The sequence below is a fragment of the Mesorhizobium sp. AR02 genome, assembly GCF_024746835.1.
GTDB lineage: Bacteria > Pseudomonadota > Alphaproteobacteria > Rhizobiales > Rhizobiaceae > Mesorhizobium.
The window spans coordinates 7234587-7249481 of the sequence record NZ_CP080531.1 but is presented as its reverse complement, the minus strand read 5'-3'; the positions used below and the strand labels follow the sequence as shown (position 1 = coordinate 7249481).

Here is a 14895-nt window from a genome sequence, read left to right as displayed (position 1 = left end):
CATGGCCGCCAGGACAAACCGAAAGAATGTCATAAGCCGCACGATCCGGTTGTTGTCGCGACAGGCCGCCATTTCGGCGGCTGGTTGTCAAGCCGGGCCGCTACGCCAGGCTACCCTGCAAGACCCGCAGTTTGGCCTTCTTCGGCATGCGGGCGGTCAGCCACTCCAAAGCCTTGTCCTGCGGCATCGGGAAGGCGATGGAATAGCCCTGCACCTGGTCGCAGCCGATCGCCATCAGCGAGTCGAGTTCGGCCTCGGTTTCAGCACCCTCGGCGACGATGGAGATGCCGAGGCCGCGGGCAAGTTCGGTGATGGCGCGCACGATCTTCGAGTTGTCGCCATTCTCATGGATGTTCTGGACGAAGCGGCGGTCGATCTTGAGCCGGTCGATCTCGTTGGGATTGACGTGGCTGAGCGACGCATAGCCAGTGCCGAAATCATCGAGTTCCAGATGGACGCCAGCGGCCCTGATGTGACGCAGCTTTGCCGCGATGCCCGTCTTCTCGTCATCCAGAATGACGGATTCGACGATTTCCAGCGACAGTTTCTGCGGCGGCAGCCCGGCCTTTTCCAGCGTCTCGAACAGAAACGCATCGAAATCGTGCTCGCGCAACTCGGTGCCCGAGACATTGACGGCAAGCCGGCCGAAGGCAATCCCGGCACGGTTCCATTCGGCGGCCTCGTTGATTGCCTTGCTGATGACGATGCGGCCGATCTCCGGCATGAAGCCGCATTTTTCGGCGACCGGAATGAATTCGCCCGGCGAGATCATGCCGCGCTCGTGATGGTTCCATCGCACCAGGGCTTCGATGCCGCTGATGGTGCCGTCGGTCAGGGAAACCTGCGGCTGGAAATAAACCTGGAATGCCCGCTCGGCGATGGCGACCTTGATGTCGTGTTCGAGCTGCTTGCGGTAGTCGAGCTCGCGGCGCAATTCCTCCGAGAAGAACGAGAAGTTACCACCGCCCATTTTCTTGGCGGAATAAAGCGCCAGATCGGCATGGACGAGCAGGTCCTGCGCATTGTTGGCATCGATCGGATAGACGGCGATGCCGCCGCTGGCGCCCGGAAGAATGGTGGTGCCCTGGAAGACGATCGGCTCGTTGATGTGCGCCAGGATGCGCCGCGCGAGCATGTTGATGTCCTCGGTGCTGCCCGCTCCATTGAGGATCATCACGAATTCGTCGCCACCGAGCCGCGCACACAGATCCGACGCCCGGCAGGAATCGCGCATGCGCTGTGCCGTGATGACCAGGACATAGTCGCCGGCGGCGTGGCCGAGCGTATCGTTGATTTGCTTGAAGCGGTCGAGGTCGAGCTGGACGACAGCCAGGCGTTCGCGCCGCCGGTGCGCGCCCTTGATCAGCGTGTCGAAATGATCGGTCAGGAAGGTGCGGTTGTGCAGGCCGGTCAGGCCGTCATGAACCGCGATGAAGGCCATCGAATTGCGCGCATCGACCAGTTCACGCGTCTTGCGCAGGATCGCGTTGGACATCGGCCTGAAGATGAACAGCGCCACCAGCAGGATGACGCCGAGTGTGGCGTAGAACAGCGTGCGGTGCAGGGTGAGCAGCTTTTCGGAGCGCTCGTCGGCTTCGGCGCTGATGCGCTGTCCGAGCGCGGCATAGCCCGACAAGGTGGCATTGGCGACCGAGGCATCGAGGTTCACGCGTTCGGCGCCGCCTTTGTAGCCCTCATTGTCGAGATTGAGTCGCGATTCAAGGGCTGAGATCAGACGGTCGCCATTGGCGATCAGCCCGACCGAGAAATAGTCGAGATGGAAGGGCTTGGCGAAAAGCACGCTCTCGATCGACTTCGGATCGAGCTTGGCCGGCGATTCCGGATCCGCGCCGGTCTGCTTGAGCAGCAGATCGTAGTTGGTCTCGAACTCCGCCGTGGCCTGCTTGAGCGCGCCGACCAGCGCCGGCTGCTTGTCACGCGAGGCGGCACCTGTTGCACTGGCCAGGAAGACGATGCGTTGCGACAAGGTCTTCTGCGTGCTGACGATGTCGAGCAAGGTGTGGTTGTGCTGCTGCGTGGCCATCGTCTGCTGCAGCAGGACGAAGGAGGCCGCCACCATGGCGGCAATGATCAGCAGCGCCAGCCAATAGCCGGCCTTGATCAGCAGTATGAGCTTGCCTGAAACGGTTTGCACCGGCTGCTGCGACATGTTCGGGGGCGGCCCTCTCGCCAACGGATTCCTGTATGAGCATCATTGAACTGCAAACGTTAACAGGACTGGAAACCGATAGCCGCCCGGCAAGGGGGAGGAGCGGAAAGATCGCGAAATGGTTATCGCCACCTTTCGCCGCCGGCCTGCATTTGACCATTCATTGTCCCATGCGTTCCCGAGTGGTCGCTTGGGCGATGTCCATGGCGTCTCATTTGATGCTGCCCGGCCACCCGATCCGGTCGCTTTTGCGATGGATTTTTCGCGCGGGCGGGACGACAGTCTGCCCACGTCAAACGAGGCCTGATCATGACCGCAGCATTTCTATCCCATATCGACAGCGAGCTTGCCGGGCTCAAATCGGCTGGCCTCTACAAGTCCGAGCGGGTGATTTCCTCGATGCAGTCGGCTGAGATCGAGGTCGGCGGCGAGAAAGTGCTGAATTTTTGCGCCAACAACTATCTTGGCCTCGCCGACAGCGCCGACCTGCGAAAGGCGGCCACCCAGGCGCTCGACCGTTATGGCTACGGCATGGCCTCGGTGCGCTTCATCTGCGGCACGCAGGAGGAACACAAGCAACTCGAGGCGACGATTTCATCTTTCCTCGGACTGGAGGACACCATCCTCTATGGATCCTGCTTCGACGCCAATGGTGGCCTGTTCGAGACGCTGCTTGGCGAGGATGACGCGATCATTTCGGATGCGCTGAATCACGCCTCGATCATCGATGGCGTCAGGTTGTCAAAGGCCAAGCGCTTCCGCTACGCCAACAATGACATGGCCGATCTTGAGGCGCGGCTGAAGGAAGCGAAGGATTGCCGCTTCCGGCTGATCGCCACCGACGGCGTGTTTTCGATGGACGGCATCATCGCCAACCTCAAAGGCGTCTGCGATCTTGCCGACAAATACGATGCGATGGTCATGGTCGACGACAGCCATGCGGTCGGCTTCGTCGGCAAAAATGGCCGCGGTTCGGCTGAGCATTGCGGCGTCGAGGGCAGGGTCGACATCATCACAGGCACGCTAGGCAAGGCACTCGGCGGCGCTTCCGGCGGCTATACCTCGGGCAAAAGCCAGGTGGTCGACTGGCTGCGCCAGCGCTCGCGGCCCTATCTCTTTTCCAACACGTTAATGCCGGCGATCGCCGGCGCCTCGATCAAGGTCTTCGACCTGATCCGCAATGGCGACGCATTGCGCGAACGCCTCTATGCCAATGCGGCGCGGTTCAGGTCGCAGATGGGCAAGCTCGGCTTCACGCTGGCAGGGGCCGACCACCCGATCATCCCGGTGATGCTGGGCGATGCGACGCTGGCGCAGGAGATGGCGGCGCGCATGCTGAAGCGCGGCATCTATGTCATCGGCTTTTCCTTCCCGGTGGTGCCGAAAGGCCAGGCGCGCATCCGCACCCAGATGTCGGCGGCGCATTCCAGCGCCGATATCGACCGTGCGGTGGAGGCTTTTGGCGCGGTCGGCAGGGAGCTGGGCGTCATTTCCTGAGCGACCGGCGCCAAAAACGATTCCGGATCAAGAGATTCAAGGGACAAAAGAATGTCGAATATGATGAAGGCGCTGGTGAAGGCCAAGGCCGAGCCGGGCATCTGGATGGAAGAGGTGCCGGTGCCGGAGATCGGCCCCAACGACGTGCTGATCAAGGTCAAGAAGACCGCGATCTGCGGCACCGACGTCCACATCTACAATTGGGATCAGTGGGCACAGAAGACGGTGCCGGTGCCGATGGTGACCGGCCATGAATTTGTTGGCACCGTCGCCGATTTCGGCGCGGCGGTCACTGAATACAAGGTCGGTCAGCGCGTCTCGGGTGAAGGCCACATCGTCTGCGGTCATTGCCGCAACTGCCGGGCGGGCAGAGGGCATCTGTGCCGCAACACACTCGGCGTCGGCGTCAATAGGCCGGGTGCCTTCGGCGAATATCTGGCGATCCCGCAGCACAATGTCGTGCCGATCCCTGACGACGTGCCGGACGAGATCGCCGCGATCTTCGATCCCTTGGGCAATGCCGTCCACACGGCATTGTCCTTCGACCTCGTCGGCGAAGATGTGCTGGTCACCGGCGCCGGGCCGATCGGCATCATGGGCGCGCTGGTGGCGCAATGCGTCGGTGCGCGAAAAGTGGTCATCACCGACATCAACCCGGTACGGCTGGCCTTGGCCAAAAAACTTGGCGTCCAGCATGTCGTCGATGCCTCGAAGGAAAAGCTGCGCGATGTGATGCCGGTGCTCGGCATGACCGAGGGTTTTGACGTCGGCCTCGAAATGTCGGGCGCGGCCCCCGCCTTCCGCGACATGATCGACACCATGAACAATGGCGGCAAGATCGCCATTCTCGGCATCGCCCCTACCGGCTTCGAGATCGACTGGAACAAGGTCATCTTCAAGATGCTGCATCTCAAGGGCATCTACGGCCGCGAGATGTTCGAGACCTGGTACAAGATGATCGCGCTGGTACAGGGCCCGCTCGATGTAAGCGGGTTAATCACGCACCGGATTGGGATCGACGATTTCCAGACGGGCTTCGATGCGATGAGGAGCGGCAGTTCGGGCAAAGTGGTGATGGACTGGTAGGAAGCGAAGCCAATTAGAAACGCTGGCGGGACAGCACCCCCTCTGGCCTGCCGGCCATCTCCCCTGCAAAGGGGGAGATTGGCAGCTTTGGCGCTCCGCCATTTTTACAACGTTGGTGGTTGGCCGAAATCATCGGTGACATCCGATCTCCCCCCTTGCGGGGGAGATGTCCGGCAGGACAGAGGGGGGTGCTGTCCCGCCAGCAATCCTTCATTACGCCAGCCTACTTTCCGCCCAGCGCCATCTCCAGCGCAGCCACTCCCCTCGCGATCGCAGCCCGCTCCTGGTTGCTCAGCCTCGCCAACAATTCCCGCTCGAACGCCTTCGCCAGCGGCACCATCTCGCGATAGGCGGCAAGTCCCGCCTTGGTCAACGCCAGATGCTCGACCCGGCGGTCGGTCTCGTCAGGCGTGCGCGTCAGCCAGCGACGCCGCTCAAGTTCGGCGACGGCGCGCGACACCTTGGTCTTGTGCATGGCCGACTGCTCGCCGAGCTCTGTCGCCGTCATCGTGCCGCGCTGGCCGAGGCCTGAAAGCGTGCGCCACTCCGGTCGGGTCAGCCCGTGGCGATCACGGTAGATTTTCGAGAATTCGCGGCTGACAGCATCAGCCAGCCGGTAGAGCCGGTAGGGCAGGAAACTTTCCAGTTCCAGAATGTCGGGTTCCATGATGCGCGCCGTGGCCGTTGATAGTTACATTTTCAATGGTTACAAATGAAACCACTTTGGTCAACATCACCGGCAGGCCAGGCTTCGTGAAGCTTGGAGCTGGGATCAGGGAGGATCGGATGGCCTTTTCCTACATGCCGGGCTTCGGCAACGATTTCGAGACTGAAACCTTGCCCGGCTCGCTGCCGCAGGGGCGGAACTCGCCGCAGCGGCCGGCCTACGGCCTTTATGCCGAGCAACTTTCGGGCTCGCCCTTCACCGCCCCGCGCGGCACCAACGAGCGCTCCTGGCTCTATCGCATCCGGCCGAGCGTCAAGCACACCGGCCGCTTCAAGGCGGCGAACTATCCCTTGTGGAAGACAGCCCCCAATGTCGGCGATCACGAGCTGGCGCTCGGCCAGTATCGCTGGAACCCGGTGCCGATGCCGAAGGAGCCGACCGATTTTATCAAGGGCATGCGCAGCATAACCACGGCCGGCGACGTGCTCGGACAGACCGGCATGGCGGCGCATGTCTATGTCGCCAACACATCGATGGTCGACGACCATTTCTTCAATGCCGATGGCGAGTTGCTGGTCGTGCCGCAGGTCGGCGCCTTGCGCCTCGTCACCGAGATGGGTGTCATTGAGCTTCGGCCCGGCGAGATCGCCGTGCTGCCGCGCGGCCTCGTCTTCAAGGTCGAGTTGGTCGACAGGCAAGTACGCGGCTATGTCTGCGAGAACTACGGCGCCAAGCTGACATTACCCGACCGCGGCCCGATCGGCGCTAATTGCCTGGCCAATCCGCGCGATTTCAAGACGCCTTGCGCCTGGTTCGAGGAGAAGGAAACGCCCTGCCGGCTGATCGTGAAATGGTGCGGGAATTTCCATGTCACCGAGATCGGCCATTCGCCGCTCGACGTCGTCGCCTGGCATGGCAACTACGCACCCTATAAATATGATCTGGCGACCTTTTCGCCGGTCGGCGCCATCCTGTTCGATCACCCCGATCCGTCGATCTTCACCGTGCTGACCGCCCCAAGCGGCGAGGAGGGCACCGCCAATATCGACTTCGTCATCTTCCCGCCGCGCTGGCTGGTGGCGGAAGATACGTTCCGGCCGCCCTGGTATCACCGCAACATCATGAGCGAGTTCATGGGGCTGATCCACGGCCAGTACGATGCCAAGGAAGAAGGCTTTGTGCCCGGCGGCATCAGCCTGCACAATCTGATGCTGGCCCATGGTCCGGATGCACCTGGCTTCGAAAAGGCCTCGCGCGCGGATCTGAAACCGGTCAAGCTCGACAACACCATGGCCTTCATGTTCGAGACCCGCTTTCCGCAGATGCTGACCCGCTACGGCGCCGAACTGGAAACCCGGCAGGACAATTACATCGACTGCTGGGCAGACCTGAAGAAGCGCTTCAATGGCACGCCCGAGGGCGACTGGTCTTGAGCGGCAAGCCGATGCCGGACCGGTTGGTGCTTCTCGGCTCGAAGGGCGGCCCGGCGCTGCGGCCGGGCGGGCCGTGGCCGAGTTCGTCGCTATTGGAACTCGGTGGGCGGATCATCGTCGTCGACTGCGGGCTTGGCGTGACGCGCGGTTTGGTCGATGCCGGCATCAGCCTGAAGGCGCTCGACCTGATCTTCATCACCCATCTGCATTCCGACCATGTGCTGGAACTGGGGCCACTGATCCACACCGCCTGGACGGCGGGGCTGGCAACGCCAGTCAGCGTGTTCGGCCCGCCTGGCACCGGCCACTATTGGTGGCGCTTTTGCCAGGCGATGGAATTCGACATCGAGATCCGCATCGCCGATGAGGGCCGGCCTGACATTCGCGAACTGGTTTCGGTCAACGAATTCGGCGAAGGCCAGGTGTTTCAGCAACGCAGCCTGAAGGCGACGGCGCTGCGCGTCGACCATCCGCCGGTCACCGACTGTTTTGCCCTGCGCTTCGAGCATGGCGGCAAAAGCGTGGTCTTTTCCGCCGACACGGCCTTCTTTCCACCGCTCGCCGATTTTGCCGAGAGTGCCGACATTCTCGTCCATGAAGCCATGCTGGAGGAGGGCATCGAGCGGCTGGTCGCCAGAACCGGCAATGGCGCGCGGCTCAGAGAACATCTGCTCGCCAGCCACAGCTTTGCCGAAGAAGCCGGGCGCATCGCCAGCGATGCCGGGGTGAAAAGACTGGTGCTCAACCACCTCATTCCCGCCGACGATGCCGACATCAGCGAGGCGGATTGGATCGCCGCTGTCAGGAAAACATGGGCCGGCGACTTGACGATCGCCCGCGACGGCCTTGTTGTGGAGTTAAGCGGCGCCAAGGCCGCATCAGGAGAGGGAACCGCATGAAGCTTGCCACATTGAAGGACGGGACGCGTGATGGAAAACTCGTCGTCGTCTCGCGCGACCTGACGCTGTACACCGATGCGTCGTTCCTGGCGCGCACGTTGCAGGCGGCACTCGACGATTGGCGCAGGGTCTCGCCGCATCTCGGCACAATCGCGGAATCGCTAGAGAACAATGCGGTGCCGTCGGGACGCTTTCACGAGCACGACGCGCATTCACCACTGCCGCGCGCCTATCAATGGGCTGACGGGTCCGCCTATGTGAACCATGTCGAGCTGGTGCGGAAGGCGCGTGGCGTCGAGATGCCGGCGAGTTTCTGGACCGATCCGCTGATCTACCAGGGCGGCTCGGACTCCTTCATTGCGCCGCGCGATCCGATCCGCATGGCCGACGAAGGCTTCGGCATCGACATGGAAGCGGAAGTCGCCGTTATCGTCGACGACGTGCCGATGGGCGCAAGCCTCGATGAAGCGCGCGCCGCGATCCGGTTGGTCATGCTGGTCAACGATGTGACGCTACGCGCACTCACCGGACCGGAACTGGCCAAGGGGTTTGGTTTCTTCCAGTCAAAACCATCCTCCGCCTTTTCGCCCGTCGCGGTGACGCCGGATGAGCTGGGCGATGCCTGGGACGGCGGCAAGGTCAGCCTGCCGCTGCTTGCCGACCTCAACGGCAAGCCCTTCGGCCGCGCCAATGCCGGTGTCGACATGACCTTCGATTTTCCGGCGCTGATCGTGCATGCCGCCAGGACAAGGCCGCTGATATCAGGCACCATCATCGGCTCGGGTACAGTCTCCAACAAGCTCAACGGCGGTCCGGGCAAGCCGGTCTCGGCTGGCGGCGCCGGCTATTCCTGCATCGCCGAACTGCGCATGATCGAGACCATCGAGGCGGGTGAACCCAAAACGCCGTTCCTGCGCTTCGGCGACACGGTGCGCATCGAGATGAAGGACAGAGCCGGCCATTCGATCTTCGGCGCCATCGAACAGAAGGTCGAGAAATATCAGGGATAACAGCGGGAGCATCGAATGACAGGGGAGGTGTTCTATCTGCTGGCCGGCGTCTGGGCGCTTGGGATTCTGGTGGTGTTCATCCGGGCGATCCGGTTGAGCTATCGCATCGAGGCGCGCTCGCCGGATCTGACCAACCGCAGCGGCTTCCCGCGCAAGGCGATGATGTTTCACACCATCACCAATATGAAAGTCGCACGGGACGAGGAAACGCAAGCCATGCGTCTGCGCATGAACTGGTTGCAGCTGATCGTTCTCGCCGGCTTCGCGGTTATGGCAGCAGGCCTGCATCTGGTGCGGGTAGGCGGAGTGACGTCATGACCTTGCTTGACCATCTGCGCCGCATGGCCGGCAACAATCTCTGGTCGAACGACCGGCTCTATCGCGCCGTGCTAGCGCTCAAGCCCGGGGAGTTCGAAGCCGAGCGCACCAGCTTCTTCCCGTCGATCAAGGCGACGCTCAACCACATCCTCGCGGTCGATCATCTCTATCTCGATTTTCTCGAAGAGGGCGGTGTCGGTGCCGCGGCCCATGATGACTTCGTGCCATTCGATGAACCACAGGCGCTGTTTGCTGCCCAGGTCGCGGCCGATCGGAGGCTGATCGCCTTCTGCGATGGCCTGTCGGAAGCCGATCTCGATCGCCGCGTCATCACCGACCGGCTCGAGGACGGCATGATCCCCGAAAAGATCGGCGACATCCTCGCCCATGTCTTCCTGCACGATATCCACCACCGCGGTCAGGTGCACGCCATGCTGTCTGGCACGTCGGTCGCGCCGCCGCAGTTGGACGAGTTTTTGCTCGACTATGACATTAAGCTGAGGAAGGCGGAGGTCGAGAGGCTGGGACTGGATGATCAGATCAACGCAACATCATAAGCCGAAAAATGCCGATCCGCGGTGACCAATGTCAGGCCTTCGATTTGGGCCTGCGCAATGAGCAGGCGGTCAAAGGGGTCTCGATGATGGAGCGGCAAATGCTCAAGCCTCGCGGCGTGTAGTTCATTCACGCTGAGGATTGGAATCCCGTTCGATCGCAGGATGTCTACGATGTTGCCAGTGACCGCGATTTTGCCGAGCGATTTCTTGATTGCGATCTCTGCCACCGAGACGGCGCTGACGACGACATTCTCACCCGCTAAAAAGATGTCGCGATGGTGATCCGAAAGACGTGAATCCGCGTTGAGCACCCAAAGTAGAATGTGGGTGTCGACCAGATATTGACTGCTCATTTAATATACTCGTCCCATTCGGGACCGAGTTCATCAAAGTCGTCCGATATCTGGATTTGGCCTTTCAGGGCCCCCAACAAGCGTTTGCTACCAACAGCCCGAGCGGGAGCGCTCAAGGTTGCGACAACCTCTCCATGCCGTGTCAGGTGGATTTCTTCGCCAGCCTGGGCACGTTTCACCAGTTCGGAAAGCTGGGCCTTCGCTTTTGCCATCGGGATATTCATAGACGACCTCTTATGACCAGAATTTAGGTCATAAGAGGTCAAGCCGCAAGCAAGTTTGAGCGTTACGCCGCTTTACCATCCACCTTGATCACGCCACGCTTGATCTGGTCCTGCTCGATCGATTCGAACAATGCGCGGAAATTTCCTTCGCCAAAGCCTTCGTCGCCCTTGCGCTGGATGAACTCGAAGAAGATCGGTCCGATCACGGTTTTCGAGAATATCTGCAGCAGGATCTTGGTCATGCCACCGTCGACCACGCCTTCGCCGTCGATGAGGATGCCGTGCTTCTTCATCCGCTCGATAGGCTCGTCATGGCCGTTCACCCTGGCATAGGACATGTCGTAATAGGTTTCCGGCGGGCCGGGCATGAACTTCAGCCCGTTGTCGGCCAGCTTGTCGGTGGCGGCGTAGATCTCGTCGGTGCCGACCGCGATGTGCTGGATGCCTTCGCCATTGTACTTCTTCAGATACTCGGCGATCTGGCTGGTCTCGTCCTTGGATTCGTTGAGCGGAATGCGGATCTTGCCGCAGGGCGAGGTGATGGCGCGGCTGACCAGGCCGGTGATCTTGCCGTCAATGTCGAAGAAATGGATCTGCTTGAAGCCGAACAGATTGCGGTAGAAATCCCACCATTTGTCCATCTGGCCGCGATAGACATTGTGGGTGAGGTGATCGAGAAAATAGAAGCCGACGCCTTGCGGCCGCGGATCGCGCGCGCCGATCCACTCGAACTCGGCATCGTAAGCCGAACCCTTCGTGCCGTAGGTATCGATGAAATAGAGCAGCGAGCCACCGATGCCTGATATCGCCGGCACGTCGAGCGCCTTGTCGTCGCCTTCGTATGGGGTGGCGCCCTTCGAGACGGCGTGGTCGAACGCATGCTTGGCATCGACCACCCGCCAGGCCATCGAGGCCGCGCAGGGGCCGTGCTTGTCGGCGAATTTCATCGCATGCGAGCCCGGTTCGGCATTGACGACATAGTTGATGTCGCCCTGGCGCCAGACGGTGATGTCCTTGCTGCGATGCTTGGCCACCGCCACATAGCCCATGCGGGTGAACAACTCGGCCAGCTTCTGTGGCTCCGGATGCGCGAATTCGACGAACTCGAAACCATCGGTGCCGGCAGGGTTGTCCTTGCTGATCGTGGCGGGCGGGGCGTCGTGCGGGAAGGGACCCATGGTATTCCTCCGAAAACTGGCTTGGCCTGAAAAGGCCATCTCACGCCATCATAGCGCGGAGCCGGCGCATGGTGCTTGCATTCAAACGCTTGAAATGATGATGTCATGCGTGAAACATGCATGATGAGAGATAAAACCATGGATGAGGCGCGCATTGATCAGCTTGACCGCAAGATAATGGCGCTCCTGCAGGGTGACGCGCGGCTGACCAACAACGATCTCTCGGAGCGGGTGAACCTGTCGGCATCGCAATGCTCGCGCCGCCGCCAGCGGCTCGAGGAGGACGGCTACATCAAGGGCTATCGGGCGGTGCTCGACCGCGACAAGCTCGGCTTCTCGCTGGTCAACGTCATTTCGGTAACGCTTGCCACCCACAACCGCGACAACGCCAGGCGCTTCGGCGAACTGGTGGCGCGGCTGCCGGAGGTGCAGGAGGCGCACGCGCTGACCGGCGAGATGGATTATATCCTGAAGGTGGTGACGCCCGATCTCAAATCACTGTCGGAATTCGTCAACGGCGTGCTCCTGCCGCATGAATCCGTCCAGCATGTGAAGACGGCGATCGTGCTGGAGACGCTGAAGGAGACCGGTGCGCTGCCGATTTAAGGTGTGTCGATATTCAGGTGAGACCGGTCTGCAAATGGCGGCTTCCTGCGCTTCCGGTGCTCACGTACTTTAAGTACGCTCCGCTCCGGTTCTCGGAAACCACCATTTTCGACTCGGCCTGACCTGAATCTCAGCACACCTTGCGCTGGACAATTTTCAGCCCTTCGACTGCTGGATCAGCCCGTACAGATTCGTGCAGCGCGCACCCGAGCGGCAATAGGCGAAGACCGGGCCTTCGAGCGCGTCCAGCGCCTCGGCCTGGTCTTCCACGTTCTCGGCGGTGATCTGGCCGCTGATGACGGGGATGTAGCGGAAGGCGAGGCCGGCGGCTTCGACCGCCGACCCGATGCTTTTGGCCGAAGGCTGGCCGGGCTGCTCATCGTCAGGCCGGTTGCAGATGACGCTCTTGAAGCCGGCTTCCTTGATGGCGGCGATGTCTTCGGCCTGGATCTGGCCAGAGACCGAATAATCCTCGCTGATTTCGCGGTATTCCATGGCTGCATCCTCGCAATCTGGTTTGTCGAGGAGTCTTGCCACTCCCCGACGTGGCCGGCAATCCGCCGGCGGAAATCGTTCTGCAGAGATAGACGTTTCCGGCGAGGATTCCAACTCAGGCTGCCCAGGCCGGGAACGGATCGGGTAGCGCCCGCCACAGTTCGGGACGGAAGTCCTCGGTTTCGACAAGGCAGTCGTCCAGTTCAGTGCGGATTTTCGCCTCGTCCATCGGTTCGCAGCCGATGAAGACCAGTTCCTGGCGGCGATCGCCCCAGACAGGGTCGAGATAGGGGGCCATGCTTTGGCGCCAGTCCGCATGGTCGGGCCAGCGGCTTTGCGGCACGGCGGCCCACCACAGGCCGCGCTTTTCGGTCCGCACCAATGCGCCGGCCTGGCTCATTTCGCCGACATGGCGCGGCCGTGTCGCCAGCCAGAAGAAGCCTTTGGCGCGCACCACGCCTGGCCATGCGCGATCGATGAAGGCCTGAAACCCAGCCGGCTCGAACGGTTTTCGCGCCCGGTAGACGAAGGAGCGGATGCCGTATTCCTCCGTCTCGGCAACATGATCGCGAAAACCATTGAGTTCCTTGAACCAGAGCGGGTTCTGCTGCGCCTTGTCGAAATCGAAACGGCCGGTGGCGAGCACCTTGTCGAGCGGCACCTTGCCAAAATCGGCTTCGACCATCTCGGCATCGGGGTTGAGCGCCCGCACGATCAGCCTTGCCATATCGCGCTGGTGCGGGCTCGCCAAGCCGATCTTGTTCAGCACCACGATGTCGGCGAACTCGATCTGCTCGACCAGAAGGTCGACCAGCGCCCGGCTGTCCTGCTCGCCAAGCGATTGGCCGCGCTGCTTGAGGAAATCCGACGAGGAATAATCCTTGAGCAAATTGAGCGCGTCGACCACGGTCACCATCGTGTCGAGGCGGGCAACGTCGGACAGGCTATTCCCAGTCTCGTCGCGGAAATCGAAGGTCGCGGCGACGGGAAGGGGCTCGGAAATGCCGGTCGATTCGATCAGCAGATAATCGAAGCGGCCCTGTTCGGCCAGCGCGCGGACCTCCTTCAACAGGTCGTCGCGGAGCGTGCAGCAATGCAGCCATTCGACATCTCCACCAGTTTTTCGTCGGTGCGTGACAGGTCGGCGCCGTCGCGCACCAGCTCGGCATCGATGTTGATCTCGCTCATGTCGTTGACGATGACAGCGACGCGGCGGCCCTCGCGGTTCGACAGGATGTGGTTGAGCAGCGTGGTCTTGCCGGCACCGAGAAAGCCGGAAAGCACCGTGACGGGAAGGCGTTTGAAGCCGGGTATTTGATTCATGTTTTTGGATCCAGGAGGATAGGGGTGATTTACATCTTGTTATGTTATTTTATAACAAAGTAACCGATGAAAAAGGCGGAGACTGGCTCCGCCTTTCGAGAGTGGGCTTGCCTCAGCTGCCGAGAATGGCGCCTTTGATCTGGCGAATGTTGTTGTGCATCATGTCGATATAGGTCGAGCCGGGGCCATCGGCCTGCGACAGCGCGTCCGAATAGAGTGTGCCGCCCACCTTGATGCCGGTCTCGCTGGCGATTTGCTCGATCAGGCGCGGGTTGGTGATGTTTTCCACGAAGATCGCGGCGGCCTTGTCCTGCTTCACCTGCTCGACCAGCTTGGCGACATCGGCGGCCGATGGTTCCGAATCGGTCGAGATGCCTTGCGGGGCGAGGAAGGTCAGGCCGTATTCGTGCTCGAAATAGCCGAAGGCATCATGCGAGGTGATGACGACGCGCTTTGCCTCGGGGATCGACTGGATCGCGGCCTTCACTTCGCCTTCCAGCGCATCGAGCTTCTTGGCGTAAGCGGCGGCATTGGTCTGGTAGCTGACGCAGCCCTCACTGTCGGCGGCGCAGAATGCCTCGGCGATGTTCTTCACATAGATCTTGGCATTGGCGATCGACTGGAAGGCGTGCGGATCGGTGACGGTCTTGCCGCCGCCGGTGCCGGCACCCTCGGCGGCGTCCGCGTCGGCGAATTCAGGCTTGAAGTCGATCGGCGTCACGCCATTGGTCAAGGTGATGATCGAGGCCTTGGTGGCGCTGGCGTCGACCAACCGCTGCAAAAAGCCTTCGAAATGCAGGCCGTTGACCAGAACGATATCGGCCTTGGCCATGGCGACTGCGTCGGCTGGACTCGGCTCATAGACATGGGCATCGCCATCCGGGCCGACGATGGTGGTGATGTCGACACGGTCGCCGCCGACATTTTTGGCAAAATCGGCAATGACGGTGAAGCTGGCGACCACTTTCAGCGGTGCCGCGAAGGCCGACGACGCACCAAAGGCAGTTAATGTTATAACGCTCATCGCCAGGGCGGCACGGATGGATTTCAACATAGACGGGGTCTCCTTTCAGGGGCGG

The 14895-nt window shown here is 61.3% G+C and carries 15 protein-coding genes and 1 pseudogene; 8 read left to right on the top strand and 8 right to left on the bottom strand.

Features of this window, described 5'->3' with window-relative positions:
• Positions 1-100: 100 nt before the first annotated feature.
• The gene (locus DBIPINDM_RS39605; protein ID WP_318036923.1) at positions 101-2170 is read right to left on the bottom strand and encodes a putative bifunctional diguanylate cyclase/phosphodiesterase; all 2070 of its coding nucleotides are present in this window, start codon (positions 2168-2170) and stop codon (positions 101-103) included.
• A 309-nt stretch (positions 2171-2479) separates the two neighbouring features.
• Between DBIPINDM_RS39605 and DBIPINDM_RS39600 the strand changes: the two genes are divergently transcribed.
• Positions 2480-3667 (top strand): glycine C-acetyltransferase, encoded by a 1188-nt coding sequence (locus DBIPINDM_RS39600; protein ID WP_258584449.1) that lies wholly within the window; start codon positions 2480-2482, stop codon positions 3665-3667.
• A gap of 51 nt (positions 3668-3718) precedes the next feature.
• Complete coding sequence (gene tdh, locus DBIPINDM_RS39595) at positions 3719-4753, top strand: L-threonine 3-dehydrogenase (RefSeq protein ID WP_258584448.1); 1035 nt, start codon at positions 3719-3721, stop codon at positions 4751-4753.
• A 223-nt stretch (positions 4754-4976) separates the two neighbouring features.
• On the opposite strand, the gene DBIPINDM_RS39590 is transcribed toward tdh, so the two are convergent.
• Positions 4977-5420 carry a MarR family winged helix-turn-helix transcriptional regulator gene (locus tag DBIPINDM_RS39590; RefSeq protein WP_258584447.1) on the bottom strand — a complete coding sequence of 148 codons (444 nt, stop codon included), beginning with the start codon at positions 5418-5420 and terminating at the stop codon, positions 4977-4979.
• Positions 5421-5539: 119 nt separating this feature from the next.
• Between DBIPINDM_RS39590 and hmgA the strand changes: the two genes are divergently transcribed.
• Genes hmgA through DBIPINDM_RS39565 form a run of 5 tightly spaced genes read left to right on the top strand, consistent with a single transcriptional unit; the run spans position 5540 to position 9637 of the window.
• A complete protein-coding gene (gene hmgA / locus DBIPINDM_RS39585) occupies positions 5540-6853 on the top strand; it encodes a homogentisate 1,2-dioxygenase (protein WP_258584446.1) in 1314 nt (437 codons plus the stop codon).
• Positions 6854-6864: 11 nt separating this feature from the next.
• Positions 6865-7752: an MBL fold metallo-hydrolase gene (locus DBIPINDM_RS39580; RefSeq protein WP_258589453.1), complete on the top strand. Its 888-nt coding sequence runs from the start codon at positions 6865-6867 to the stop codon at positions 7750-7752.
• Positions 7749-8762 (top strand): fumarylacetoacetate hydrolase family protein, encoded by a 1014-nt coding sequence (locus DBIPINDM_RS39575; RefSeq protein WP_258584445.1) that lies wholly within the window; start codon positions 7749-7751, stop codon positions 8760-8762. The genes DBIPINDM_RS39580 and DBIPINDM_RS39575 overlap by 4 nt, the downstream gene beginning before the upstream one ends.
• Positions 8763-8789: 27 nt before the next feature.
• Complete coding sequence (locus DBIPINDM_RS39570; RefSeq protein WP_258584444.1) at positions 8790-9080, top strand: hypothetical protein; 291 nt, start codon at positions 8790-8792, stop codon at positions 9078-9080.
• Positions 9077-9637 carry a DinB family protein gene (locus DBIPINDM_RS39565; protein WP_258584443.1) on the top strand — a complete coding sequence of 187 codons (561 nt, stop codon included), beginning with the start codon at positions 9077-9079 and terminating at the stop codon, positions 9635-9637. The genes DBIPINDM_RS39570 and DBIPINDM_RS39565 overlap by 4 nt, the downstream gene beginning before the upstream one ends.
• Here the strand turns inward: DBIPINDM_RS39565 and DBIPINDM_RS39560 are convergent.
• The 3 genes from DBIPINDM_RS39560 to hppD form a co-directional block, all read right to left on the bottom strand.
• Complete coding sequence (locus DBIPINDM_RS39560; RefSeq protein WP_258584442.1) at positions 9616-9990, bottom strand: type II toxin-antitoxin system VapC family toxin; 375 nt, start codon at positions 9988-9990, stop codon at positions 9616-9618. The two genes, DBIPINDM_RS39565 and DBIPINDM_RS39560, sit on opposite strands and share 22 nt — an antisense overlap.
• A complete protein-coding gene (locus tag DBIPINDM_RS39555; protein ID WP_416361741.1) occupies positions 9987-10202 on the bottom strand; it encodes a type II toxin-antitoxin system Phd/YefM family antitoxin in 216 nt (71 codons plus the stop codon). Before DBIPINDM_RS39555 ends, DBIPINDM_RS39560 begins: the two co-directional genes overlap by 4 nt.
• A gap of 74 nt (positions 10203-10276) precedes the next feature.
• Complete coding sequence (hppD, locus tag DBIPINDM_RS39550; RefSeq protein WP_258584440.1) at positions 10277-11392, bottom strand: 4-hydroxyphenylpyruvate dioxygenase; 1116 nt, start codon at positions 11390-11392, stop codon at positions 10277-10279.
• Positions 11393-11530: 138 nt separating this feature from the next.
• Between hppD and DBIPINDM_RS39545 the strand changes: the two genes are divergently transcribed.
• Positions 11531-11998: an Lrp/AsnC family transcriptional regulator gene (locus DBIPINDM_RS39545; RefSeq protein ID WP_258589452.1), complete on the top strand. Its 468-nt coding sequence runs from the start codon at positions 11531-11533 to the stop codon at positions 11996-11998.
• A 156-nt stretch (positions 11999-12154) separates the two neighbouring features.
• Here the strand turns inward: DBIPINDM_RS39545 and DBIPINDM_RS39540 are convergent, their stop codons facing one another.
• The 3 genes and pseudogenes from DBIPINDM_RS39540 to aztC form a co-directional block, all read right to left on the bottom strand.
• On the bottom strand, positions 12155-12493 hold the full coding sequence (locus DBIPINDM_RS39540; RefSeq protein WP_258584439.1) for a TIGR01244 family sulfur transferase: 339 nt from the start codon (positions 12491-12493) through the stop codon (positions 12155-12157).
• 115 nt (positions 12494-12608) lie between these two features.
• Positions 12609-13816 (bottom strand): annotated as a pseudogene (gene zigA, locus DBIPINDM_RS39535) (zinc metallochaperone GTPase ZigA).
• Positions 13817-13928: 112 nt separating this feature from the next.
• Complete coding sequence (gene aztC / locus DBIPINDM_RS39530; RefSeq protein ID WP_258584438.1) at positions 13929-14870, bottom strand: zinc ABC transporter substrate-binding protein AztC; 942 nt, start codon at positions 14868-14870, stop codon at positions 13929-13931.
• Between the last annotated feature and the right edge of the window lie 25 nt (positions 14871-14895).